19 protein-coding genes are annotated in these 23,164 nt (G+C 63.5%); 11 read left to right on the top strand and 8 right to left on the bottom strand.

What is annotated here, in order from left to right; all coding sequences use genetic code 11:
• Window positions 1–30 precede the first annotated feature (30 nt).
• The 3 genes from tkt to BEK68_RS11665 all read left to right on the top strand — a co-directional run bounded on the left by tkt (window position 31) and on the right by BEK68_RS11665 (window position 4,492).
• Entirely contained in the window at window positions 31–2,046 is a 2,016-nt protein-coding gene (gene tkt / locus BEK68_RS11675; protein WP_012436401.1) for a transketolase, read from the top strand.
• 86 nt (window positions 2,047–2,132) lie between these two features.
• A complete protein-coding gene (gene gap, locus BEK68_RS11670; RefSeq protein ID WP_004632871.1) occupies window positions 2,133–3,131 on the top strand; it encodes a type I glyceraldehyde-3-phosphate dehydrogenase in 999 nt (332 codons plus the stop codon).
• Window positions 3,132–3,448: 317 nt separating this feature from the next.
• Window positions 3,449–4,492, top strand: a complete 1,044-nt coding sequence (locus BEK68_RS11665) for a LysR family transcriptional regulator (RefSeq protein ID WP_012436400.1) — start codon at window positions 3,449–3,451, stop codon at window positions 4,490–4,492.
• A gap of 72 nt (window positions 4,493–4,564) precedes the next feature.
• Here the strand turns inward: BEK68_RS11665 and fur are convergent, their stop codons facing one another.
• Window positions 4,565–4,996 (bottom strand): ferric iron uptake transcriptional regulator, encoded by a 432-nt coding sequence (fur, locus tag BEK68_RS11660; RefSeq protein WP_004632868.1) that lies wholly within the window; start codon window positions 4,994–4,996, stop codon window positions 4,565–4,567.
• A 149-nt stretch (window positions 4,997–5,145) separates the two neighbouring features.
• Here fur and BEK68_RS11655 point away from each other — a divergent pair, with 149 nt between their 5' ends.
• The 8 genes from BEK68_RS11655 (at window position 5,146) to BEK68_RS11620 (ending at window position 14,465) form a co-directional block, all read left to right on the top strand.
• Entirely contained in the window at window positions 5,146–5,802 is a 657-nt protein-coding gene (locus BEK68_RS11655) for an outer membrane protein assembly factor BamE (RefSeq protein ID WP_012436399.1), read from the top strand.
• Window positions 5,803–5,908: 106 nt separating this feature from the next.
• Window positions 5,909–6,700 (top strand): 4-hydroxy-tetrahydrodipicolinate reductase, encoded by a 792-nt coding sequence (dapB, locus tag BEK68_RS11650; protein WP_012436398.1) that lies wholly within the window; start codon window positions 5,909–5,911, stop codon window positions 6,698–6,700.
• A gap of 178 nt (window positions 6,701–6,878) precedes the next feature.
• Window positions 6,879–9,512: a leucine--tRNA ligase gene (leuS, locus tag BEK68_RS11645; RefSeq protein WP_012436397.1), complete on the top strand. Its 2,634-nt coding sequence runs from the start codon at window positions 6,879–6,881 to the stop codon at window positions 9,510–9,512.
• A 30-nt stretch (window positions 9,513–9,542) separates the two neighbouring features.
• Entirely contained in the window at window positions 9,543–10,067 is a 525-nt protein-coding gene (gene lptE / locus BEK68_RS11640; RefSeq protein WP_012436396.1) for an LPS assembly lipoprotein LptE, read from the top strand.
• A gap of 25 nt (window positions 10,068–10,092) precedes the next feature.
• Window positions 10,093–11,169: a DNA polymerase III subunit delta gene (gene holA, locus BEK68_RS11635; protein WP_004632859.1), complete on the top strand. Its 1,077-nt coding sequence runs from the start codon at window positions 10,093–10,095 to the stop codon at window positions 11,167–11,169.
• Window positions 11,170–11,241: 72 nt separating this feature from the next.
• The gene (locus BEK68_RS11630; protein ID WP_012436395.1) at window positions 11,242–12,522 is read left to right on the top strand and encodes a glutamate-5-semialdehyde dehydrogenase; all 1,281 of its coding nucleotides are present in this window, start codon (window positions 11,242–11,244) and stop codon (window positions 12,520–12,522) included.
• 85 nt (window positions 12,523–12,607) lie between these two features.
• The gene (locus tag BEK68_RS11625) at window positions 12,608–13,030 is read left to right on the top strand and encodes a CopD family protein (protein WP_009277382.1); all 423 of its coding nucleotides are present in this window, start codon (window positions 12,608–12,610) and stop codon (window positions 13,028–13,030) included.
• 16 nt (window positions 13,031–13,046) lie between these two features.
• On the top strand, window positions 13,047–14,465 hold the full coding sequence (locus BEK68_RS11620) for a THUMP domain-containing class I SAM-dependent RNA methyltransferase (protein ID WP_012436394.1): 1,419 nt from the start codon (window positions 13,047–13,049) through the stop codon (window positions 14,463–14,465).
• Between the two features lie 33 nt (window positions 14,466–14,498).
• Here the strand turns inward: BEK68_RS11620 and BEK68_RS11615 are convergent, their stop codons facing one another.
• The 7 genes from BEK68_RS11615 to BEK68_RS11585 all read right to left on the bottom strand — a co-directional run bounded on the left by BEK68_RS11615 (window position 14,499) and on the right by BEK68_RS11585 (window position 23,106).
• Window positions 14,499–15,518 (bottom strand): response regulator, encoded by a 1,020-nt coding sequence (locus BEK68_RS11615; RefSeq protein ID WP_004632854.1) that lies wholly within the window; start codon window positions 15,516–15,518, stop codon window positions 14,499–14,501.
• An 82-nt stretch (window positions 15,519–15,600) separates the two neighbouring features.
• A complete protein-coding gene (gene phcR / locus BEK68_RS11610; RefSeq protein ID WP_012436393.1) occupies window positions 15,601–16,707 on the bottom strand; it encodes a two-component system hybrid sensor histidine kinase/response regulator PhcR in 1,107 nt (368 codons plus the stop codon).
• Between the two features lie 7 nt (window positions 16,708–16,714).
• Window positions 16,715–18,043, bottom strand: coding sequence for a sensor histidine kinase (locus BEK68_RS11605; protein ID WP_012436392.1), 1,329 nt, complete (start codon window positions 18,041–18,043; stop codon window positions 16,715–16,717).
• 20 nt (window positions 18,044–18,063) lie between these two features.
• Window positions 18,064–19,476 carry a class I SAM-dependent methyltransferase PhcB gene (phcB, locus tag BEK68_RS11600; RefSeq protein WP_004632851.1) on the bottom strand — a complete coding sequence of 471 codons (1,413 nt, stop codon included), beginning with the start codon at window positions 19,474–19,476 and terminating at the stop codon, window positions 18,064–18,066.
• Window positions 19,477–20,131: 655 nt separating this feature from the next.
• Window positions 20,132–21,169: a response regulator gene (locus BEK68_RS11595; protein ID WP_012436391.1), complete on the bottom strand. Its 1,038-nt coding sequence runs from the start codon at window positions 21,167–21,169 to the stop codon at window positions 20,132–20,134.
• A gap of 150 nt (window positions 21,170–21,319) precedes the next feature.
• Window positions 21,320–22,780 carry an NAD(P)(+) transhydrogenase (Re/Si-specific) subunit beta gene (locus tag BEK68_RS11590; RefSeq protein WP_012436390.1) on the bottom strand — a complete coding sequence of 487 codons (1,461 nt, stop codon included), beginning with the start codon at window positions 22,778–22,780 and terminating at the stop codon, window positions 21,320–21,322.
• Window positions 22,777–23,106, bottom strand: a complete 330-nt coding sequence (locus BEK68_RS11585; protein ID WP_004632848.1) for an NAD(P) transhydrogenase subunit alpha — start codon at window positions 23,104–23,106, stop codon at window positions 22,777–22,779. Before BEK68_RS11585 ends, BEK68_RS11590 begins: the two co-directional genes overlap by 4 nt.
• Window positions 23,107–23,164: the final 58 nt, after the last annotated feature.

Raw genomic sequence — 23,164 nt, 5'->3', positions numbered from 1 at the left:
TTTCCCGCCTATCTCCTGCCGCAGGTTCGCATGACCGCCCCCGCCCTCCACTCGAACACCACCCAGCCTACCCAGTTGATGGCCAACGCCATTCGCGTGCTCGCCATGGACGCCGTCCAGCAAGCCAATTCGGGCCACCCTGGCGCGCCGATGGGCATGGCGGATATCGCCGTGGCACTGTGGAGCCGCCACCTGCGCCACAACCCGCTGAACCCGCGCTGGCCTGATCGTGACCGTTTCGTGCTGTCCAACGGCCACGGCTCGATGCTGATCTACGCGCTGCTGCACCTCACCGGCTACGACCTGCCGATGTCGGAACTGAAGAATTTCCGCCAGTTGCACAGCAAGACCGCCGGCCACCCGGAATACGGCATCACCCCGGGCGTGGAAACCACCACCGGCCCGCTCGGCCAAGGCATCACCAACGCCGTCGGCATGGCCCTGGCTGAACGTCTGCTGGGTCAGGAATTCAATCGCCCGGGCTTTGACATCGTCAACCATCACACCTATGTCTTCCTGGGCGACGGCTGCCTGATGGAAGGCATCAGCCACGAAGCCTGCTCGCTGGCCGGCACGCTCAAGCTGAACAAGCTGATCGCGCTGTGGGACGACAACGGCATCTCGATCGACGGCGACGTCGTCCACTGGTTCAACGACGACACCCCGAAGCGCTTCGAAGCCTACGGCTGGAACGTGATCCGCGCCGTGGACGGCCACAACGTTGACGCCGTGGACGCCGCCATTGCCGAGGCCAAGAAGTCCGACAAGCCGACCCTGATCTGCTGCCGCACGCTCATCGGCAAGGGTGCGCCCAACAAGGAAGGCGGCCACGACGTGCATGGCGCCCCGCTGGGCGGCGTTGAAATCGCCGCTGCGCGCGAAGCGCTGGCTTGGCCGCACGCCCCGTTCGAAGTCCCGCAAGCCGTGTACGACGCCTGGGATGCCAAAGGGCAGGGCCAGGCGCTGGAAAAGGCCTGGAACGCGCTGTTCGATGCATATTCCGACCGCTACCCCGCCGAAGCCGAACAATTCGAGCGCCGCATGCGCGGCGAACTGCCCGCCAGCTTCGAGAAGGCCGTCGACGAGTTCATCGAGAAATGCGAACTCAAGGCTGAGACCATCGCCACCCGCAAGGCCAGCCAGAACACGCTTGAAGCCTACGCCCCGGTCCTGGGCGAGCTGCTGGGCGGCTCGGCCGATCTGACCGGTTCGAACCTGACCAACTGGAGCGGCAGCAAGGCCGTGCGCGTGGAAGCCTGGGGCAACCACATCAACTACGGCGTGCGTGAGTTCGGCATGAGCGCCATCATGAACGGCATCGCGCTGCACGGCGGCTACATTCCGTACGGCGGCACGTTCCTCACGTTCTCCGACTACAGCCGCAACGCGCTGCGCATGGCCGCGCTGATGAAGATCCGCTCGATCTTCGTCTTCACGCACGATTCCATCGGCCTGGGCGAAGACGGCCCGACGCACCAGTCCATCGAGCACGTTGCCAGCCTGCGCCTGATCCCGAACATGGATGTCTGGCGCACCGCCGACACGACCGAAACCGCCGTTGCCTGGGCCGCTGCCATCGAGCGCCAGAACGGCCCGAGCTGCCTGATCTTCAGCCGCCAGAACCTGCCGTTCCAGGCGCGCAACCCGGCCACGCGCGAAGCCATCGCGCGCGGCGGCTATGTGCTGCGCGATGCGGCCAACGGCAAGCCGGACGTGGTCATCATCGCCACCGGCTCGGAAGTTGGCCTGGCGGTCGGTGCAGCAGACCAGCTCGCCGCCGAGGGAATCCACGCGCGCGTGGTTTCCGTGCCCGCCACCACCGTGTTCGATAAACAGGATTCGGCCTACAAGGCGAGCGTGCTGCCGGCCGGCGTGCCGCGCATCGCCGTGGAAGCGGGCGTGACCGATTTCTGGTGGAAGTACCAGGTACAAGCCGTGGTCGGTATCGACACGTTCGGTGAATCCGCCCCGGCAGGTGTGCTGTTCAAGCACTTCGGCTTCACCGTCGAGAACGTGGTGAACACCGCCAAGAGCGTCATTGCTTAACTGAATTTGCGCACGCGGCACCTACGAGGTGCCGCGCTGGTTTTTATCGCATCGTCGATTTCTTTTCTGCTATCAGGAGACTGACCATGACCATCAAGATCGGCATCAACGGCTTCGGCCGCATCGGACGCATGGTGTTCCGCGCCGCCGCCGCCAACTTCAAGGACATCGAAGTTGTTGCCATCAACGACCTGCTCGAGCCCGACTACCTGGCGTACATGCTGAAGTACGACTCGGTGCACGGCCGCTTCGACGGTGAAGTGTCGGTCGACGGCAACACGCTCGTCGTCAACGGCAAGAAGATCCGCCTGACCGCCGTGAAGGACCCGTCCGAGCTGAAGTGGGGCGAAGTCGGCGCCGACGTGGTGATCGAATCGACCGGCATCTTCCTGACCAAGGAAGGCGCGCAGAAGCACATCGACGCGGGCGCCAAGAAGGTGATCATGTCGGCCCCGTCGAAGGACGACACCCCGATGTTCGTGTACGGCGTGAACCACGAAACGTACAAGGGCGAGGCGATCATCTCCAACGCTTCGTGCACGACCAACTGCCTCGCACCGGTTGCCAAGGTGCTGAACGACAAGTGGGGCATCAAGCGCGGCCTGATGACGACCGTGCACGCTGCCACTGCCACGCAGAAGACCGTTGACGGCCCGTCCAACAAGGACTGGCGCGGCGGCCGCGGCATCCTGGAAAACATCATCCCGTCGTCCACTGGCGCCGCCAAGGCCGTGGGCGTGGTGATTCCGCAGCTGAACAAGAAGCTGACCGGCATGTCGTTCCGCGTGCCGACCTCGGATGTGTCGGTCGTCGACCTGACCGTCGAGCTGGAAAGCGCCGCCACGTACGCTGAAATCTGCGCCGAAATGAAGGCACAGAGCGAAGGCCCGCTGAAGGGCGTGCTCGGCTACACCGAAGACAAGGTCGTCGCTACGGATTTCCGCGGCGATGCACGCACCTCCATCTTCGACGCCGAAGCCGGCATCGCACTGGATGGCACCTTCATCAAGGTCGTGAGCTGGTACGACAACGAGTGGGGCTATTCGAACAAGTGCCTGGAAATGGCACGTGTGGTGGGCAAGTAATCCAACCCACTTAGCAGTCGAAAGAGAACGCGCCTTCGGGCGCGTTTTTTCATAGGCCTGCGGTCCGGGTGAGGTGTCTCCCCAAAACGTTGTCGCTTGGGTACAAATCGATGTTTGTTATGGACTGGAACGAAAACGTTTGCGAATTGGCAAATTTCAAATTCGGGCTACAGGAATTCGCTTTGAAAATCGGGTTGCAGTCCGTACACTGAACAAATACTACATTGTGATGTGGCGGGCTTTTACGTCGCGTCCGGCCCATTGCCTCGGCAATGGTTGCCTTTCCAGTCTCCAACGTGTTCGAGCCAAGGCGTCCCATGGTCAACGTCGATACCAAGCTGCTGGTGATTTTTGTTGAGCTGCTGAGCAAGCGCAACGCCACCTACGTGGCTGAAAAGATGCACATGACCGCACCGGCTGTCTCGCATTCGCTGGGCCGTCTGCGCGAAATCTTCGACGATCCCCTCTTCATCCGTGTTCCGCACGGCCTGACGCCTACGCCCAAGGCGCTTGAGCTGGGCCCGAAGGTGCGCGAGATGCTCGACCTGTGGGCCGCCATCAACGAAGGCGATATCGCCACGTTTGACCCGGCCGAAGCCACCGGCACGTTCAACGTGAGCTTTGCCGGCACGCTGGGCGATGCGCTGTTCGATCGCTTCCTGCTGCGCATCAAGCGTCTGGCGCCGGCATTGCAGGTGCGCCTGACGGAGTCGTCCTCGTGGGAAGCCGATGTGGCCGCCATGCGCGCCAACGAGCTGGACTTGGCGTTCTCGCCGTTCCCCACGCGCCACCCCGAGATCATGGAAGAGGTCGTGACCTCCTTCAACATGTGGGTCTGCGCACGCAAGGACCACCCGATCCTCGGCGATCGCTGCACGCTCGAGCAATACCTGGACTGCGAGCACATCTTCATCGCGCAGGGCAGCCCGGGCAGCCGTGTCGCGCCGTCGCTCATTCCGCTGGATTACGCCTTGCAGCAGCGCGGCCTCAAGCGCAATTCGACCATGACGGTGCATAGCTGGCGCACGCAAGGCGAAGTGGCTGCCCAGACCGACATGATCTTCACGGTCAATTCGCTGATGAAGGATATGGTCTGCAAGATGTACGACCTCAACGCGTTTCCGCTACCGGCGGAGCTGGAAACCGTGCTCGGCCTCAACATGCTGTGGCACCGCAGCCGCAACACGCATCCGATGCTGGTGTGGGCGCGACAGCTCTTCAAGCAGGTCGTGGCCGAATACACCGGCCAGGCGTCGGGCGCTCCGACCCATCCGCCCATGCAGGCCAACGAACACGGCAAGGCCGAGAAGGGCGGCCAGGGCGACGCAGAAAAGGAGGGCGAGACGCGGCTGTCCGCCTGACATTCGTCGTCTCTCCGCTCCAATGAAAAACGGCCGCAGATGATGCGGCCGTTTCTTTTTTGCGACGCTGCTTCAGCGCTTTGGCCGATGCGGGCAGGCTTCCTTCGTGCAATTGCCATAGAGCGACAGCGCGTGCTCCTGCAGCGCAAAGCCGCGCGCACGTGCAATGCTCTGCTGGCGCTGTTCGATCTCGGCATCGAAAAATTCTTCCACGCGGCCGCAGTCGAGGCACACCAGGTGATCGTGGTGCTTGCCCTCGTTGAGTTCGTAGATCGCCTTGCCGGATTCGAAGTTGTTGCGTGACAGCAGCCCCGCTTGCTCGAACTGCGTCAGCACGCGATAGACGGTGGCCAGGCCAATGTCCATGTGCTCGGCGAGCAGGATGCGGTACACGTCTTCGGCGCTCATGTGGCGCTCTTCGCTGGTCTGAAAGATCTCGAGGATCTTCAACCGCGGCACCGTGGCTTTCAGACCGATGTTCTTGAGGTCTGCAGGACTCGGCATGCGCCAGGCTCCCTAGAGTACAATGTTCGGATTCCAATCATAAGGGTTTTGGCGGCAAAAGTCCTACTGACGGGCCTGCACAATGTGCCTGGCCGCCGCCGATTCCTCCTGTACCGGCATGTCCGGAACCGTTTGAAGGCCGATCGCTCATGACCTTTCCCTTTGCGCGCAGTCCTGTCCATTTTGCCAACGTCGCCCGTCGCGGCGGCCTGTTGGTGGGTGCCATGCTCGCCGCGTCGGCGTTGCTGGCCGGATGCGGCACCTATGACAGCACCACGCGCAAGATCGCCAATGCCATCACGCCGTATCGCATCGATATCGTGCAAGGCAATTTCGTCTCGCGAGAACAGGCTGCACAACTCAAGGAAGGCATGACGCGTGACCAGGTGCGCTTTGTACTCGGTACGCCACTGTTGACCGATATGTTCCATGCCAACCGCTGGGATTACATCTTTTCGTTCAAGCGCGGCAACACGGCCGTTGTGCAGGAACGCAAGCTGACCGTGTGGTTTGATGGCGAACGCCTCGCCAAGTGGGTGGGCGCTGATGAGCTGCCGTCCGAATCGGAGCTGATCTCTGAGATCGACGGCATCAAACGCCCGAAGAAGGATGCCGCGCAAGCCGCTGCTGCTGCGGGTGCCGCACCGGCAGCGCGCGCTCCGTCGATCCCGTCGGCTGAGGTGACTGACCGCGTGCAATCGACCGCCGGCTCCAAAAACAGTGTTGACGTGACGCTGCCGGAGCGCCGCACGGGCGGTGGCGGCACCGACACCAGCGTTCCGCCGCCGGCTACGACGTCGCCCTGAGCGCCCAGGCATCGGCACACCATCTTCGAGCGAGCGGCGGACGGGTTCCGCCGCTTGTGCGTTTGACAGACCGTTTTCTCTTTTGCAGCTTTTCGCTTCCACCGACATGAAAATTGCGATTGCAGGCGCCTCGGGCCGCATGGGCCAGATGCTGATCGACACCGTACTGCGCACGCCCGGCGTGACGCTGGGCGCTGCGCTGGACCGCCCAGGCAGCGACGCCGTGGGCCAGGACGCCGGCGTCAAGCTGGGCAAGACCACCGGCGTGATTGTGACCGACGACGTGCGTGCGGGGCTTTCGCAAGCCGACGTGCTGATCGACTTCACGCGTCCTGATGCAACGCTCAATCACCTGAACGTGGCCCGTGAGCTGGGCACCGCGGTGGTCATCGGTACAACCGGCTTCACGGCCGAGCAGAAGGCCAGCTTCAAGACCTACGGCGAGTCGATCGGCGTGGTCTGGGCACCGAACATGAGCGTGGGCGTGAACGCGACGTTCAAGCTGATCGAAGTCGCCGCCAAGATCCTGGCGCAGGGCTACGACGTCGAAATCATCGAGGCGCATCACAAGCACAAGATCGACGCGCCGTCGGGCACCGCGCTCAAGATGGGCGAGATCGTGGCCGAGGCGCAGGGCACCAAGCTGGCTGATCGCGCAGTGTACGCCCGAGAAGGGGAGACCGGCCCGCGGGAGCTTGGCACCATCGGTTTTGCCACCGTGCGTGGCGGTGACATCGTGGGCGACCACACCGTGCTGTTTGCTGGCGACGGCGAGCGCATCGAAATCACGCATCGCTCCAACACCCGCCAGTCGTATGCCGAAGGTGCAGTGCGTGCTGCGGTTTACGTGGCTGGCAAGAAAGGCTTGTACGACATGAACGACGTGCTCGGCCTGTAAATCAGGCGGGCAGGAAAGGGCGCCGGCAGGCCTGTCCGGCGCCCTTTTTTTCTCCGCTCGCGATCGCCCGGATGGCGCGGGTGGCGACGGTATAATCGGGCCTTTTCCGTTATTCAATCCGGCTGCGCGCGTTGGTGGCGCGGCTGCAATCGCCCGGACACCCGGACGACCCATCACCATGCAAGACAAATACTCCCCGTCCGACGTCGAACAGCAAGCGCAGCAACACTGGCAGGCTCTGGATGCCTACCGCGTGACCGAACACGCGCGCGCTGCTGACGGCTCGGACAAGCCCAAGTTCTACGCCTGCTCGATGCTGCCGTATCCGTCGGGCAAGCTGCACATGGGCCACGTGCGCAACTACACGATCAACGACGTGATGACGCGTCAACTGCGCATGAAGGGATACAACGTGCTGATGCCGATGGGGTGGGACGCCTTCGGCATGCCGGCGGAAAACGCGGCGCTGAACAACGGCGTGGCGCCGGCTGCATGGACCTACGACAACATCGCTTACATGAAGAAGCAGATGCAGTCGATGGGCCTGGCGATCGACTGGTCGCGCGAAGTGGCGACCTGCAGCCCCGACTACTACCGCTGGAACCAGTGGCTGTTCCTGAAGATGCTCGAAAAGGGCATCGCCTACCGCAAGACCGGCACCGTGAACTGGGACCCGGTCGACCAGACCGTGCTCGCCAACGAGCAGGTGATCGACGGGCGCGGCTGGCGTTCGGGCGCGGTGGTGGAAAAGCGCGAGATCCCGATGTACTACCTGGGCATCACCAAGTATGCGCAGGAACTGCTCTCCGACCTTGACCCGCTGGGCTGGCCCGAGCGCGTCAAGCTGATGCAGCAGAACTGGATCGGCAAGAGCGAGGGGGTGCGCTTCGCATTCCCGCATAACATTTCCGGTGACGACGGCAAGCTGATCAACGACGGCAAGCTGTACGTCTTCACCACGCGCGCCGACACGATCATGGGCGTGACGTTCTGCGCCGTGGCCGCCGAGCATCCGATTGCTACGCACGCCGCGCAGAGCAACCCGGCACTCGCCGCGTTCATCGAAGAGTGCAAGCACGGCAGTGTCATGGAAGCCGACATGGCCACCATGGAAAAGAAAGGCATGCCGACTGGCCTGACCGTCACGCATCCGCTCACGGGCGAATCCGTGCCGGTGTGGGTCGGCAACTACGTGCTGATGACCTACGGCGACGGCGCCGTGATGGGCGTGCCCGCGCACGACGAGCGCGACTTTGCCTTTGCCAACAAGTACCACCTGCCCATCAAGCAGGTGATCGACGTGAAGGGCCAGTCGTACGACACGACCACCTGGGCCGACTGGTACGGCGACAAGGAACACGGCGTGCTGTTCCACAGCGGCAAGTACGATGGCCTGAACTATCAGCAGGCCGTTGATGCCGTGGCTGCCGATCTGGCCGCACAAGGCCTGGGCGAGAAGAAGACCACCTGGCGCCTGCGCGACTGGGGCATCTCGCGCCAGCGCTACTGGGGCACGCCGATCCCGTTGATCCATTGCGAGAGCTGTGGTGTCGTGCCGGTGCCCGAGCAGGACCTGCCGGTGCGTCTGCCCGAAGACCTCGTTCCGGACGGCACGGGCAATCCGCTCGCCAAGGATCCGCGCTTTCTGAATTGCACGTGCCCGTCGTGCGGCAAGCCCGCGCGCCGCGAGACCGACACGATGGATACCTTCATCGATTCGTGCTGGTACTACATGCGCTATACGTGCCCGGACGGCGAAACAATGGTCGATGCCCGCAACGATTACTGGATGCCGATGGACCAGTACATCGGCGGCATCGAGCATGCGATCCTGCACCTGCTGTACGCGCGCTTCTGGACCAAGGTCATGCGTGACCTGGGCCTCGTCAAATTCGACGAGCCGTTCACCAACCTGCTCACGCAGGGCATGGTGCTCAACGAGACGTACTACCGCGAAGATGCATCGGGCAAGAAGCAGTGGATCAACCCCGCCGATGTTGACGTGCAGACTGACGAACGCGGCCGCCCGGTGGGTGCCACGCTCAAGGCCGACGGCCAGCCGGTGGTGATCGGCGGCGTGGAGAAGATGTCGAAGTCGAAGAACAACGGCATCGACCCGCAAGCGCTGATCGACCAGTACGGTGCCGACACGGCGCGCCTGTTCACGATGTTCGCCGCGCCGCCCGAGCAACAACTCGAGTGGAACGACGCCGGCGTGGAGGGCGCCTCGCGCTTCCTGCGCCGTCTGTGGAACTTTGGTGTGGTGCATGGTGACGCCATTCGCGGCGGCCACGGCAATGGCGTCGTGGCGGGTGCGACGGATGCCGATCGCGCGTTGCGCCGCGAACTGTACACCGTACTCAAGCAAGCGAACTACGACTACGAGCGCCTGCAGTACAACACCGTCGTCTCCGCGACGATGAAGATGCTCAACGCGCTGGAAGGCGCCAAGGACGCCGGTGCCGACGCGCGTCGCGAAGGCTTGGGGCTGCTGCTGCGCGTGCTGTACCCGGTCGTGCCGCACATCACGCACGTGCTCTGGACGGAACTGGGCTACGCGGGCGCATATGGCGACCTGCTCGATGCCCCGTGGCCGCAGGTCGACGAAGGTGCGCTGGTGCAAAGCGAGATCGAACTCGTGCTGCAGGTCAACGGCAAGGTGCGCGGCAGCATTGTCGTGCCGGCCGATGCCGACCGCGCTGCCATCGAAGCGATTGCCGCCAAGGATGAAGCTGTCCAGAAATTTGCTGAAGGCAAGCCGCCCAAGAAGATCATCGTGGTGCCGGGCCGTCTGGTGAACGTGGTGGCCTGATCGGCCATCCCACTCAAGGAACGCATGGTTATGTCGTTGTCCCGAGGTTTGTCCCGCCGTCGCTTTGGCCGCTCTGTCCTTGCGCTTGCGATTGCGCTGCCGGCGCTGTCCGCTTGCGGTTTCCACATGCGGGGCAACACCGACTTCGCGTTCAAGCGGCTGTACATCAACTTGCCGCAGAACTCGCAGATGCGCGCGCAGTTGCGCCGGCTGATCGACAACGGCTCCGACACCATCATCGTGTCGGATAAGAAAGACGCCGATGCGCTGCTCGACGTGCTGGCCGAAGACCGCGTGAAGACCATCTCGTCGCTCACGCCGCAGGGTGTGGTGCGCGAGTACCGCATCACGTACCGCTTCCGCTTCCAGCTGCGCGATGCGCACGACAACCTGCTGATCCCGCCGTCGGAAATCACGCAGTTCCGCGATCTCTCGTACAACGAGACACAGGTGCTCGCCAAGGACTACGAAGAAGCGGCGCTCTACCGGGACATGCAGGGCGATACGATCAACCAGCTCGTACGGCGCCTGGGCGCCGTGAAACTGCCGTCGTAAGCGGCAGATCAGGGCAAGGTTTCCCATGCAATTGCGGCTCGACGCGCTCGAAGGTCATCTGAAGCAGGCCACTGCCAAGGGGCTCGCGCCGCTGTACGTGGTGCACGGCGACGAGCACCTGCTCGCACTTGAGACTGTCGATGCGCTGCGCCAAGCTGCGCGCGCGCAGGGCTTTAGCGAGCGCGAGGTGATGAGCGTCGAACGCGGCTTCTCGTGGTCGCGCGTGACCGAGGCGCAGCAGTCGATGTCGCTGTTCGGAGATCGCAAGATCGTCGAGCTGCGCATTCCGTCCGGCAAGCCTGGCAAGGATGGCGGCGAAGCATTGCGCGCATTGGCGGCCGGCACACCGTCCGGCCCCGCCACCGACACCCTCACGCTGATCACGCTGCCGCGCCTGGATTTTGCGACCGCCAAGTCGGCGTGGTTCGCGGCGCTGGAAGGCGCTGGCGTGTCGATCAAGGTCGATTCGGTGGACCGCACCAAGCTGCCCGGCTGGATTGGCGAGCGCTTGGCGCGCCAGCAGCAACGTGTGGAGCCCGGTGAGCCTGGCCGCCGCGCCCTGCAGTTCATTGCCGACCGTGTGGAAGGCAATCTGCTGGCCGCGCATCAGGAAATCCAGAAACTCGGCTTGCTGCATCCGCCCGGTGTACTGACGTTCGACGATGTGCACGATGCGGTGCTCAACGTGGCGCGTTACGACGTGTTCAAGCTGTCCGAAGCCATGCTGGCTGGAGACGTGCCGCGCCTGGTACGCATGCTCGAAGGGCTGCGGGGCGAGGGCGAAGCGACGGTCCTGGTCCTCTGGACGTTGACCGAAGAAATTCGCGTATTATCAAAAATCGCCTCGGGCGCGGCCCAAGGCAAGCCGGTGGCGTCCATGCTGCGGGAACTTCGGGTGTGGGGCCCGCGCGAGCGGCTGGTGCCGCAGGCGGCGCAGCGGTTGTCGCAGCGCGAGCTGGAGGGAGCGCTCTCCATGGCGGCCAAGCTGGATCGGCAGGTCAAGGGGTTGCGTGAACCATCGCTACCCGCTGAACCTTGGGATGGCTTGCTGCAACTGGCGATGCGTATCGCGCGGCCGGGCAGCCTCCCGGTGCCGGCCTGATCCGCGCCATCGGCGCAAGCCTTCGAATTGTCCTCACACTGAATTGCCGGCAGCTTGCCGGTCGCGATCATCATGAAGCAGCTCGACGTCAACGAATACATGGCCCTGGTCGGCCGTCAGGCGCGCACTGCCTCGCGCGGCATGGCACGCGCCGGCACTGCGCAAAAGAACCGCGCGCTGTTGCATATTGCGGCCGCTGTCCGTCGCGATGCCGCCAAGCTCAAAGAGATCAACGCCCGCGACGTCGAGCGTGCCCGCGCCAACGGCCAGGATGCTGCCTTTATCGACCGCCTCACGCTGACCGACCGCGCCATCGATACCATGGCCGCGGGCCTGGAGCAGATCGCTGCGCTGCCCGACCCGATCGGCGAGATCAGCAATATGAAGTTCCGGCCCACCGGCATCCAGGTCGGCCAGATGCGCGTGCCGCTTGGCGTGATCGGCATCATCTATGAGTCGCGGCCGAACGTGACGGTGGATGCCGCGGCGCTGTGCATCAAGTCGGGCAACGCGACCATTCTGCGAGGCGGTTCCGAAGCGATCGAATCGAACGGCGCGCTGGCGGCGCTCATCGAGGAAGGCTTGGCAGACGCAGGCCTGCCGGCCAACGCCGTACAAGTGGTGGCTACGACGGATCGCGCGGCCGTCGGCAAGCTGATCACCATGACGGAGTACGTCGATGTGATCGTGCCTCGCGGCGGCAAGAGCCTGATCGCGCGACTGATCGAAGAAGCACGCGTGCCGATGATCAAGCATCTGGACGGCATCTGCCACGTCTACATCGACGCCGACGCGGACATCGAGAAGGCCGTGCGCGTGTGCGACAACGCCAAGACGCAACGCTATGCGCCGTGCAACACGATGGAAACGCTGCTCGTGTCGCGCGATGTGGCCGCACGCGCGCTGCCGCCGCTGGCACGTATCTACCAGGACAAGGGCGTCGAACTGCGGGTGTGCCCGGGCACGCGCGCTACGCTCGAAGCTGCAGGCTTCGGCAATCTGAAAGATGCCGTCGAGGCCGACTGGCACACCGAATATCTTGCGCCGATCCTGTCGATCCGCACCGTTGACGGTCTGGACGCGGCCATCGAGCACATCAATACCTACGGTTCCGCGCACACCGATTCGATCATCACGGAGAACTATTCGACCGGCATGCGCTTCCTGCGCGAGGTCGATTCGGCCAGCGTGATGATCAACGCGTCCACGCGCTTTGCCGATGGATTCGAGTACGGCCTGGGCGCCGAGATCGGCATCTCCAACGACAAGCTGCATGCGCGTGGGCCGGTCGGGCTGGAGGGACTGACCTCGCTGAAGTACGTCGTGTTCGGGCACGGCGAGATTCGCACCTGATATCGCTTGCTGCACATTGAGCGCCGCCACGAGCGGCGCGCTGTTTTTACCGATCGCGCTTCACTCCATTCACGGGACGGTTCGCATGCTCTGGGTCAAAGCCTTTCACATCGTCTTCATTGCGTCGTGGTTTGCCGGGCTGTTCTATCTGCCGCGCATCTTCGTCAACCTGGCAATGGAAACCGAGCGCGCGGCCATCACGCGCCTGCTGATCATGGCGCGCAAGCTGTTCCGCTTTACGACCATCCTGGCAATTGTCGCGATCCTGCTGGGGCTGTGGCTGTTCCTGGGATATCGCATCGGGCTGTATCCACCCAATGGCTGGATGCACGCGAAGCTCGCGCTGGTGCTCGTGACGATCGGATACCACCATGGCTGCGGCGTGCTGCTGCGCAAGTTCGAGGCGGGCGCCAACAAGCGCTCCCACAAGTTCTACCGCTGGTTCAATGAACTGCCGGTGCTGTTGTTGCTGGCGATTACGATCTTGGTGGTCGTCAAGCCGTTCTGATTTTTCTGGTTTTCCGATGGCAACTGCTTACTTCGCGCCATGCCCCCGTGGGCTGGAACAGGCGCTGGCCGATGAACTGGCCGAAATCGCCATCCGCCCCGAGGTGGATGAGCTGGCCGCGTTCGAGGTGGGCCGCACCGTGCCGGGCGGCGTGCACTTCTTCGGCACGCAGGGCGCGGCGTATGCCGTCAACCTGCACAGCCGCATTGCCAGCCGTGTGCTGATGCGCCTGGGCTCGCGCGGGTATCGCTCGGAAGACGACATCTACGCCTTGGCCGCTGCGCAGCGCTGGGAAGACTATTTCACGCCCGACGAAATGATCCGCGTGGACGTGACCGCGCACAAATCGCCGTTGCAGAGCCTGAAGTTTGTCGGCCTGCGCGTCAAGGACGGGGTGTGTGACCGCTTCCGCCAGCGCATGGGCGCGCGCCCCAGCGTCGATACGGTCTCCCCCGACGTGCGCATCTACGCATACCTGACCGAGACCGATTGCACGATCTACCTCGACACCACCGGCGAGCCGCTCTTCAAGCGCGGCTGGCGCCAGGAAAAGGGCGAGGCGCCGCTGAAGGAGAACCTCGCGGCCGGCATCCTGCGCCTGACGGGCTGGACGGGTGCCCACGGCATGCCGTTCTACGACCCGATGTGCGGCAGCGGCACGTTCCTCATCGAAGCTGCGCAACGTGCTCTGGGCATTGCACCGGGCGGGCAGCGCGCCTTCGCCTGCGAGTGGTTGCAGGACCACGACGCCAAATGCTTCAAGCGCCTGCGCGAAGCTGCCGCCGATGCGGCCGCCGCATCCATGCGCCGTGCGCCGCCGCTGGTGGCCGGCTCCGACATTTCCACCGACATGCTGGCCTATGCCGCCGCCAACTGGCAGCGTGCCGGCCTGCCCGGCGAGCCGGCGCTCAAGCAAGTCGATGCACGCTTCGGCAAGCCGCCGTTCGAGGCAGCCGGCGTGTTGTTGATGAACCCGCCCTACGGTGAGCGTATCGCCGTGCGCGGTGCACACGGTTCACGCCGCCGCCGACCGGAAGGCGAGGGCGACGAGGATGGCACCGTGTTCGAGCGCGCCAGCCGCGCCATGGGTGCCCCGCGCGACGATGGCCGCCGTCCGATGCGCGAGCTGCGGCAACCTGAGCCGCCCCCCCCGGTTGACCCCGAGGAAGAGGCCGCCGCCAACGAATTCGCGCAGGCTTTTGCCGGCACGCTCAAGCGTGAGTTCGCCGGCTGGAAGGCGTTCGTCTTCACCGGCGATCTTTCGATGCCGCGTCGGATGCGGCTGAAGGAATCGCAGCGCACGCCGCTCTACAACGGCAACATCGAATGCCGCCTGTTCCGCTTCGACATGGTGAAGGGCGGCATGCGTGATCGACCCGAACGGCCCGAGCGGCCCGCAAAGGGCGATGCCTCAAACGACAACGCCGACGCATAGGCATCGGCGCTGTGTGACAACTGCGGGCCCGTTTCAGGCGGCCTGCAGATCCTGGAAATGCTCCATCCACGCCGCGAGTTGATCCGGCGTGAGCTGCGTCTGGTTGTCGAGCAGGCGCAGCTTGACGGTCGCGCCATCGCGCTCGGCCGTGAGCGACCAGCCCTTGCCATCGAGCCACAGCAGGAACGCCAGCCACTTGGCATGCGCCTCCGACACCTTGTGCGTGGACGCGGCTTCCAGGAATTCCGTCAGCGTGGTGAGATCAACCACCGCCGCAGCATCGTGGCCCGACGGCGAGACCTTGCCGTCCAGCGCCTCGGCCAGCACCTCCAACGCCTGGGCTGCCGGCTTGCTGTCAAAGCGCGACGACAAGTCGAGATAGGCCTGCCGTACTGCGTGGCTGAACTCGCCGGTGCGCAGGCTTTCTTCGCCGACCAGCTCGGTGTAGTCCTTCATCGCCCAGTCGGGCTGTGCCAACGATTGCAGACCCACGGCTGCGGCAGCACGCAGGTAATCGTTGACGGCGCTGAACGATGACAGCCCCGACACCGCCAGGTACAGCGTCTGCAGCGCCCCGATGCGATGCGTCAGCGTCTGGCTTTGGCGCACCGTCATCTTCTCGCGTAGCAGCGCGTCGCGTTCGCGGCGCAGATCGGAGAACTCCAATGCTTGCTTCAGTTCCACGCGCAATGCGGTGATGTCCCACGGCTTCTTGATGTAGCGGTGAATCTGCCCCTGGTTGACGGCCTCCACCGTGTCTTCGATTTCGGAGTAGGCGGTCGTCAGGATGCGCACGAGGTGCGGATAGCGCTCGCGGGCATAGCGCAGCAGCTCGTTGCCGAGTTCACCGGGCATGCGCTGGTCCGACACGAGCACACCGAGTGTGGCGGCGTGCCGGTCGAGCATGCGTTTGCCTTCTTCGACCGAGGTGGCGGTGACGACCGGCGCCAGTGAACCGATGGCACGGCCGAAGTACGTCAGCGCCAATGTCTCGTCGTCCACGTACAGGATCTTGGGCGGGTTAGTGGGCGTGTGGCCCCCGGGATTGGTCATCCGTCACTCCTCATAGCAAATGCGGCCAATACGGCAAACGCGCGGATCACGTGCGGCGTGGTTCGTAATGTTGATGGTCTTGTCATGGGAACGTCAGAGTCACGCGCGTGCCTGCGCTGGGTGCGGAATCGATTGCAATCGCTCCCCCGAACGATTGCATGATCCGCGTACAAAAAATCATGCCCATGCCGTTGCCGCCTTCTTCGGCGCGCGTGGTCACGGGGTCGATGGTCAGCCGCGCGAGAACGTCGGGCGCGATACCGGGGCCGTTGTCTTCGATGCGGATCATGTGCTGGGCGTTGCCCGCATCTGGCGCACGGCTTGCGACGATTTCAAGCTTCGGCGCATGGGTGTGTCGCAGTGCCTGCAACGCGTTGCTCGTGAGCGACGAGAGCACCAGCATCACGCAGTTGGGCAGCGTCTGGATCGGAAAATCCTCTTCCACGCGGTACGACACCCATTCGCGCTGTGCGTTCGTAAACGGGTACGTATCGAACAACGAGCGGATCAGCCCGCCCGCGCTGTTGGGCGTGGCTGCGGTGCCGGGCTTGCCGTAGGTGTTGCGCACGGAGTTCAGAAACGTGGCGATCACTGAAAGGCAGTAGCGCGCGTTGTCTTGCACGCGATCGGCCGCGCGCCCAATTTCAGGAAGGGCGCCGGGCGTGGGCTCACTCTGGTCCACGCGCATGCGGATGCCGCGCGCAAAGTTGGAGATGGCCGCCAGCGGCGTGTTCAACTCGTGCGCCAGAAAGGCCAGCGTTTCGTCGATTGCCATGAGGCGCTGGGTACGCAAGAGGCGGTCCTGGCACAGTGCCAGAGCCTCCTGCAGCGAGCGCCGCACGTCTTCGGGCTGATAGGGCTTCTCCAGGATCTTGAACACGCGTCCGGTGTTCACGGCCTGGATCAGCAGGTCCTTGTCGGCATACGCAGTGACGAGGATGGTGGCGATGTCGCCGTATTCTGCATCGATGAAGCGCAGCAGTTCGGTGCCGTCGCCGCCGGGCATGCGGAAGTCGGTCAGGACCACGCTGATGCGCTCGTGCGAATCGCGCAGCACGGTCTTGGCTTCTTCGACGCTGTTGGCCGTCAGTACTTCGTAGCCGACGCCGATGGTGCGCGCGAACCATTTGCAGGCTTGCGCTTCATCGTCGACGTAGAGGATGGTGACGGTCTCCGGCGTGGTGTCCATGATGCGTCTACTCCGAGCGCGGCAGATCGAACGTGAAGCGCGCCCACTCGCCTTCCTGGCTCGTCACCGCAAGGGTGCCGCCGTGGCGCTGGATCACGCTGTAGCTGATCGACAGGCCCAGGCCCAGGCCCTTGCCGACATCGCGCGTGGTGAAAAACGGCTCGAACACGCGCGACAGGTTCTTTTCCGAGATCCCCGGGCCATTGTCGGTCACCACCACATGGAGGCGGTTGTCGATCCACTCACCGGCAATTTCGATGCGCGGGTTCTCGCGCTGCACCTTTTGCATGGCAAGCGCCGCGTTCGACAACAGGTTGATCAGCACGCCGATGATGGCCGCCTCGTCGCCGCGCACGAGCGTGTCAGCCGGCAGCTTGCGTTCCAGGGCCACGCCGCGCAACTCGTGGCTCGTCAGGCGGACGGCCGAGTCGATAGCCTTCTCGACCAGGAACGGTGCATCGGCTTCGCCTTTCTCGGGGCTGCGGTAGGCGAAGGTCTTCAGGTCCGACACGATGTGCTGCACGCGCTGCATGCCTTCCTTGGCATCGGTCAGGCATTCGAGCAGCATCGGGCTGCTCTTGGCGGTCGGATCTTCCTGCGCCACGGCAATCGCCATCAGGCAAAAGTTGACCGGGTTGTTGATCTCATGCAGCAGGCCGGCGGACAGCGTGCCGATGGCGGCCATCTTTTCCTGCTGCAGAAGCTGGCCCTTGATGTCGGTGAGGTTCTGATTGGTCTGCGCCAGCTGCTCGTTCTTCTGCGCCACTTCTTCCTTGAGCCGGAAGAGCTGGAAGCGCCCGCGCTCGTTGAAGTACGTGTACAGCGTACTCGTCGCAATCGAGAACAGGATGAACATCGAATGCACGATGAAGATCTCGCGCGACTGGATGCCGCCCGGATGCAGCGTGCACGCGATCACCCAGAAGATGTACGTGCAGGTGCCGAACAGTACGGCCTGCAGAAAGCCGATCGGCATCACCATGCCCACTGCATAGATCGCCAGGTTCAGCCCCGAGTAATACGGTGAACTGGCGCCCTCGGTGTCGTAGATCATCCACGAGATCATGATCTGCGGACAGATCAGCCAGAAGAACGTCAGGCTCTGCACGTGCTCCTCGCCCCAGCGCGTGTACAGCACCAGCAGTGCGCCTAGCATGATGAGCGACGTGATGACGCGCAGCGAAGCGAACAGCCACAGCTTGTCCACATACATGCCGTAGTCCAGCCCGACACCGGCCAGCACCAGCACGATGCCGGTAATGGCGGCCATGCGGCTGAAGACGAGCCGGAACTGCTTGAGCTCGGCCTGGTATCCGCGATGTGTAATAGGCTCCATGCGTGTTCCTGGGCTGCGGATTAAGCAGCGGATGTGGCAAGCCGGGCCACGCTGGCCTGGGCGAATACGTTGACGCCGGTCACGTCGGTATAGACACGCACGTCGTGCGAGCCTTCGGGCAGCAACTCAGCCATCAGCGGTTCATCGCGATAGACGAGGTACCACTCCAGCACGTGTTCCATCACGAAGCGCATCGGGTTGTTGCCGTGCACGTTCGTCGCAAGAATGGCGCCGCCCTGGCGCGTGCGCGAAGCAAAGTAGGAGAGCAGGCGCTGGCAGACCTTGTTGGACAGATAGTCGAACAGGCCGGCGCAATACACTGCATCGCAATCGCCGGCTTGCGGGCTGTCGGCCGTGATGCGGCGCTTGAGCAGTTGATGCACCGATTCATGCACGAAATCGACGGTGACGGTCTTGCGCGCGCGGTCCATCGCGCGGCGCATCTGCTCGCGGGTGTAGTCGAGCGTCTCTTCGCTGAAATCCACCAGCTCGAACGACAGCAGCGATGGCTCGGGATGCTCCTGAATGAAGCGCTGAATTTCCACCGCAGGCCCGCAGCCGACGTTCAGCACCTTGAACGGTCGGCCCGCCGCCTTGGCCTGGGCTGCCAGGTCGCTCAGATACTGCACGAGAATGTCGATGCGGTTGCGGTGCGCCTCGGCCACGTCGGTACGCAAGAAGGCGGCGTTGACGATCTGGAAGTACGTGTTCGGCCCCTCTCGCGGGTCGGAGAGGATCTGGTTGACCATCTCGTAGTCGCCCGCGTAGCCCAGCGGCTTGGTGTACGTGCGATAGATGAATGGCGCGCGCAACAGCAGCGGATGCAGCGCCGCCTGCGCGAACGTGCGGTGAGCAGGTGCAAGCTCCGCCTCGACCTTGCCCGCTTCCGATTCCAGCCCGTCCATGTAGCCCTTGAGCTTGAGCATGATCGGCTCGGCCAGCTCCTGGAAGACATCCATGCGCAGCTTGTTGTCTTCGCGCGGCAATGTCTTCGACAGATCCACCTGTTCCACCCAGCGCGACACTTCGGCCAGGAACGCTCGCATCTCGTTGACGACGATCTGATAGTCGCGATGGATGCGGAAACGTTCCTGCCATTCCTGCACGAACGTTCGCGCTTCTTCGCCCACCGAGGCGGGCGTGTCGGCCACTTCCGACAGCTCGCGCCATTCGTCGATCAGCGTGAGCGAGACGACGGCGGTCAGCCCCGTGTTCACCAGGCTGATCACCACCGCCTTGCCAAGATAGGCTTGGCGCGTCCCCATCTTGATCGCGAGTTCGGACAGCACCTCGCTCACCTGCACGATCGAGTAGGGGTTGTAGATCTCCATCACCAGGGCACGCCGCTGCAGCGTGATGATGGTGCCGCGGACCTGCTGACCCTGTGAGTTGCGGAAGCTGACCGCGGGATCGATTTGGTTGGGTGAGTACACGGTGCGAATTTGCCGGAGACTTCAGGGAAAACGTCTGCCAAGCGGGACGCTCACTCCAACAACCGCGCACCCGGGGTCGTAGCGCGATCCGGGCACCGCGAATACGGCGCGCCCCGCCGACACTGCCGGGCATGCCGCCGCATCAGTCGTGAAAGCGTGCTTGAAGCCGTCCGCTGGCTGTGCGCAATACGCGCCAGCCCGGGCGTCTCTCGCCCAAACCCGCTTCGAGAAGATCGGGGAGGATGATCGACTGCAGCCGGCGCCTTCAGTACTGCTACCGCGGCACCTCTACTGCTCGCCGATCAACAGCGTGGCAACGGGAATCGTGCAACCGTGAACCATGACCAGATTGGAACGATGCACTCCGCTGACATCCGCAACGCGCGCTGCTTGAACGCGCGGCCCGCTGCTGCATCCCAAATCGTCCCTCAAGGAGAATCCCGCACAGTAATGAACTCGGGGCGCCATATCGTATGTTGCGTGCTGGCACCCGTATTCGCCATGATGCCGCAGGTATGCCACGCATGCATCAGGGCGATTCAGCCGGGCCATGCTCTGACGTCATGGCTGCCGGATGACGCAATTGATTGTACTTGCCCAATGTGACCCACACAATGCGGAAACCCGCAGTGCAGAGCAAAGCGGAAACACCACCTCAGCGTGGCTTGCGGCCGGTGAGCGCGTCCGGATCCTGTTTGTAGTTGGTGAGGAATTGGGCGTAGCTGTAGACCTGTGCCGGCAGCAGATGGCTGGGCATGTCGAACAGCGCGTAGTAATACGGCTCGCGCCCCTGGCACACCTCTGCGGGCAGGCAATATTGTTCCCACTCCACACAGGCCGGGGTGTACATCCCATCGCCGGGCCAGAAGAACGGGACGATCTGCTTGTCGTGTAGCCCCTTGAGCAGCGCGTCGGGCGCGTTGTAGGCCTCGGCGTTTTCCAGGTGCGTGAGCATGCTCGCGTTGGTCTCGATGACCATGAGCGTCGCCCGCCCATCGGCCGTGAGCAGCAGCACGCCGGCGGGGTGCGGATAGAGGTAGTACTCGATAAAGCGGTAGCGCGTAGACAAATCGCGCACGAGCCGTGTGATCGCCGGGTCTGACAGGAAGCTGAACGAGTGGCGCGACAGGAGATCGCGCAGTGTGCTCGACAGGTTGCTGAAGTAGCGCACCTGCAGTGCTTCGATTTCCGCGCTGAGCCGCTCGGCCATCGCCGGATTGTCTTTCTTGATGTAGCGGTCGATCAGGCCGTCGTTGAAACCCTGCACGGCGATGTTCTCGTCGGCCATGCCGGTGAGCAGGATCGTCATGCACGGCAGATCTTTGAGCTTGGCGCAGAACTCCAGACCGTTCATGCGTGGCATGGAGTAATCCACCACGATGACCGAGGGCTGGAGGAAGCGGTTGACCTCGTGGATCTGGCGGTAGACGCGGTCGACGTCGAGCTGGATCGTGCGGCGCTCGGTCGAGAACGTCAGGTCATCGTGCGTGACGCGCACGGGCAGGAAACCCGGCATGCGAAGCGAATGCCACTGGCGCAGCCACGCCAGCGCCTCTTCCGGATCATTGAAAGCCAGCAGCGCACGTGATGGGTCCATCTGGAACCCGAGGCTTTCCACGAACGATTGGCTGTCGTCGACCACCACCGTCAGGGTAGGGTGGAAATAGACCGGCAGGGCGCTGTCCTGTTGCATACGTCGGGAAGAGTCGGAAGAGGGCTGGGTGCAGCGCACGGCCGGTGTGGCCGGCGCTGCCCGTTTCCACTACGTTACTGTCTGCCGCTGCCGGGAGCAAGCGGAACCGGTCTGGCCTGACGGCACATTGACGGCCGTCAGTGCGCCGCTTTACTCGACGGATTTCACCATGTCCTCAACGACCTTCTTGGCGTCGCCAAACACCATCATCGTCTTGTCCATGTAGAACAGCTCGTTGTCCAGCCCGGCATAGCCGGCGTTCATCGAGCGCTTGTTCACGATGATGGTCTTGGCCTTGTAGGCCTCCAGGATCGGCATGCCGGCAATGGGCGACTTCGGATCGTTCTTGGCCGCCGGGTTGACCACGTCGTTGGCGCCCAGCACCAGCACCACGTCGGCCTGGCCAAACTCACCGTTGATGTCTTCCATCTCGAAGACCTGGTCGTAAGGCACTTCGGCTTCGGCCAGCAGCACGTTCATGTGGCCCGGCATGCGGCCTGCGACCGGGTGGATCGCGTATTTGACGGTCACGCCCTTGTCCGACAGCTTTTCGGTCAGTTCCTTCAGGGCGTGCTGCGCGCGCGCCACGGCCAGGCCATAGCCGGGGACGATGATGACCGTCTCGGCGTTGCCCATGAGGAAGGCTGCATCATCCGGCGAGCCCGATTTGACCGGGCGCTGCTGTCCGCCGCCACCTGCTGCGGCCCCGGCGGATGCTTCAGAACCGAAGCCGCCCAGGATCACGTTGAAGAACGACCGGTTCATCGCCCTACACATGATGTAAGACAGAATTGCACCGGATGACCCGACCAGCGAGCCGGCAATGATCAGCATCGGGTTGTTGAGCGAGAAGCCGATGCCGGCCGCCGCCCAGCCCGAATACGAATTCAGCATCGACACCACCACCGGCATGTCTGCGCCGCCAATGGGGATGATGATCAGCACGCCCAGCACAAAGGCGATGGCCGTCATGATGATGAACGGCAGCCAGCTCTGGCTCAGGAAGAACAGGATGCCGAAGCCGAGCATGGCCACCGCCAGCAGCAGGTTCAGCATGTGTTGGCCGGCAAACTGCACCGGCGCGCCCTGGAACAGGCGGAACTTGTATTTGCCCGACAGCTTGCCGAAGGCGATCACCGAACCCGAAAACGTGATGGCGCCGACGAACGTGCCGATGAACAGCTCCACGCGGTTGCCCAGGGGCAGCACGTTGTCGCCGGCCATCGTGATGCCGAAGGCAGACGGTTCGGCTACCGCAGCGACGGCAATACACACTGCGGCCAGACCGATCAGCGAGTGCATGGCGGCCACCAGCTCAGGCATCTTGGTCATCTCGACCGTGCGCGCCACATAGGCGCCGATGCCCCCGCCCACCACCAGGCCCGCGAAGATCAGGATGAAACCCGTGGATGTGCCGCTCTCAGTGCCGGCAAACATCTCGGCCTTGAGCTTGTAGATCAGTGCGACGGTCGTGACGGCGGCAATCGCCATGCCCGTCATGCCGAACGCGTTGCCGCGCCGCGCCGTGGTCGGATGCGAAAGCCCCTTGAGCGCCTGGATGAAGCAGACGGAAGCCAGCAGATACAGCAGGGTGACAAGGTTCATGCTCATTGCTTGGCTCCCTCGCTCTGATCGGCCTTGGCCTTCGGCTCCTTCTTTTTGAACATCTCAAGCATGCGCTGCGTGACCAGGAAGCCGCCAAACACGTTGACTGCCGCCAGCGCCACCGCCACCACGCCCATCGTGCGGCCGAGGCCCGTCTGTGTGAGGCCGGCTGCCAGCATGGCACCGATGATGATGATGGCCGAGATGGCATTCGTCACGGCCATCAGCGGTGTATGCAGCGCCGGCGTGACCGTCCAGACCACGTGGTAGCCGACGTAGATCGCCAGCACGAAGATGATCAGATTGATCACCGTGTGATTGACCAGCTCCATGAGTGCTCCTCCTCGCTTCTTGGTCGATGTGCGAAGCGGCCAGGTCGTTCAGGCCCGG

Origin of the sequence: Ralstonia pickettii, from assembly GCF_001699815.1 — a bacterium.
GTDB classification, from domain to species: domain Bacteria; phylum Pseudomonadota; class Gammaproteobacteria; order Burkholderiales; family Burkholderiaceae; genus Ralstonia; species Ralstonia thomasii.
This window is presented reverse-complemented; position numbering and strand designations above follow the sequence as displayed.

Excerpts from the sequence above, each read along its gene's own strand:
- tkt (WP_012436401.1), top strand. The coding sequence starts at position 31 with ATGACCGCCCCCGCCCTCCACTCGAACACCACCCAGCCTACCCAGTTG.
- gap (WP_004632871.1), top strand. The coding sequence starts at position 2,133 with ATGACCATCAAGATCGGCATCAACGGCTTCGGCCGCATCGGACGCATG.
- BEK68_RS11665 (WP_012436400.1), top strand. The coding sequence starts at position 3,449 with ATGGTCAACGTCGATACCAAGCTGCTGGTGATTTTTGTTGAGCTGCTG.
- fur (WP_004632868.1), bottom strand. The coding sequence starts at position 4,996 with ATGCCGAGTCCTGCAGACCTCAAGAACATCGGTCTGAAAGCCACGGTG.
- BEK68_RS11655 (WP_012436399.1), top strand. The coding sequence starts at position 5,146 with ATGACCTTTCCCTTTGCGCGCAGTCCTGTCCATTTTGCCAACGTCGCC.
- dapB (WP_012436398.1), top strand. The coding sequence starts at position 5,909 with ATGAAAATTGCGATTGCAGGCGCCTCGGGCCGCATGGGCCAGATGCTG.
- leuS (WP_012436397.1), top strand. The coding sequence starts at position 6,879 with ATGCAAGACAAATACTCCCCGTCCGACGTCGAACAGCAAGCGCAGCAA.
- lptE (WP_012436396.1), top strand. The coding sequence starts at position 9,543 with ATGTCGTTGTCCCGAGGTTTGTCCCGCCGTCGCTTTGGCCGCTCTGTC.
- holA (WP_004632859.1), top strand. The coding sequence starts at position 10,093 with ATGCAATTGCGGCTCGACGCGCTCGAAGGTCATCTGAAGCAGGCCACT.
- BEK68_RS11630 (WP_012436395.1), top strand. The coding sequence starts at position 11,242 with ATGAAGCAGCTCGACGTCAACGAATACATGGCCCTGGTCGGCCGTCAG.
- BEK68_RS11625 (WP_009277382.1), top strand. The coding sequence starts at position 12,608 with ATGCTCTGGGTCAAAGCCTTTCACATCGTCTTCATTGCGTCGTGGTTT.
- BEK68_RS11620 (WP_012436394.1), top strand. The coding sequence starts at position 13,047 with ATGGCAACTGCTTACTTCGCGCCATGCCCCCGTGGGCTGGAACAGGCG.
- BEK68_RS11615 (WP_004632854.1), bottom strand. The coding sequence starts at position 15,518 with ATGACCAATCCCGGGGGCCACACGCCCACTAACCCGCCCAAGATCCTG.
- phcR (WP_012436393.1), bottom strand. The coding sequence starts at position 16,707 with ATGGACACCACGCCGGAGACCGTCACCATCCTCTACGTCGACGATGAA.
- BEK68_RS11605 (WP_012436392.1), bottom strand. The coding sequence starts at position 18,043 with ATGGAGCCTATTACACATCGCGGATACCAGGCCGAGCTCAAGCAGTTC.
- BEK68_RS11595 (WP_012436391.1), bottom strand. The coding sequence starts at position 21,169 with ATGCAACAGGACAGCGCCCTGCCGGTCTATTTCCACCCTACCCTGACG.
- BEK68_RS11590 (WP_012436390.1), bottom strand. The coding sequence starts at position 22,780 with ATGAGCATGAACCTTGTCACCCTGCTGTATCTGCTGGCTTCCGTCTGC.
- BEK68_RS11585 (WP_004632848.1), bottom strand. The coding sequence starts at position 23,106 with ATGGAGCTGGTCAATCACACGGTGATCAATCTGATCATCTTCGTGCTG.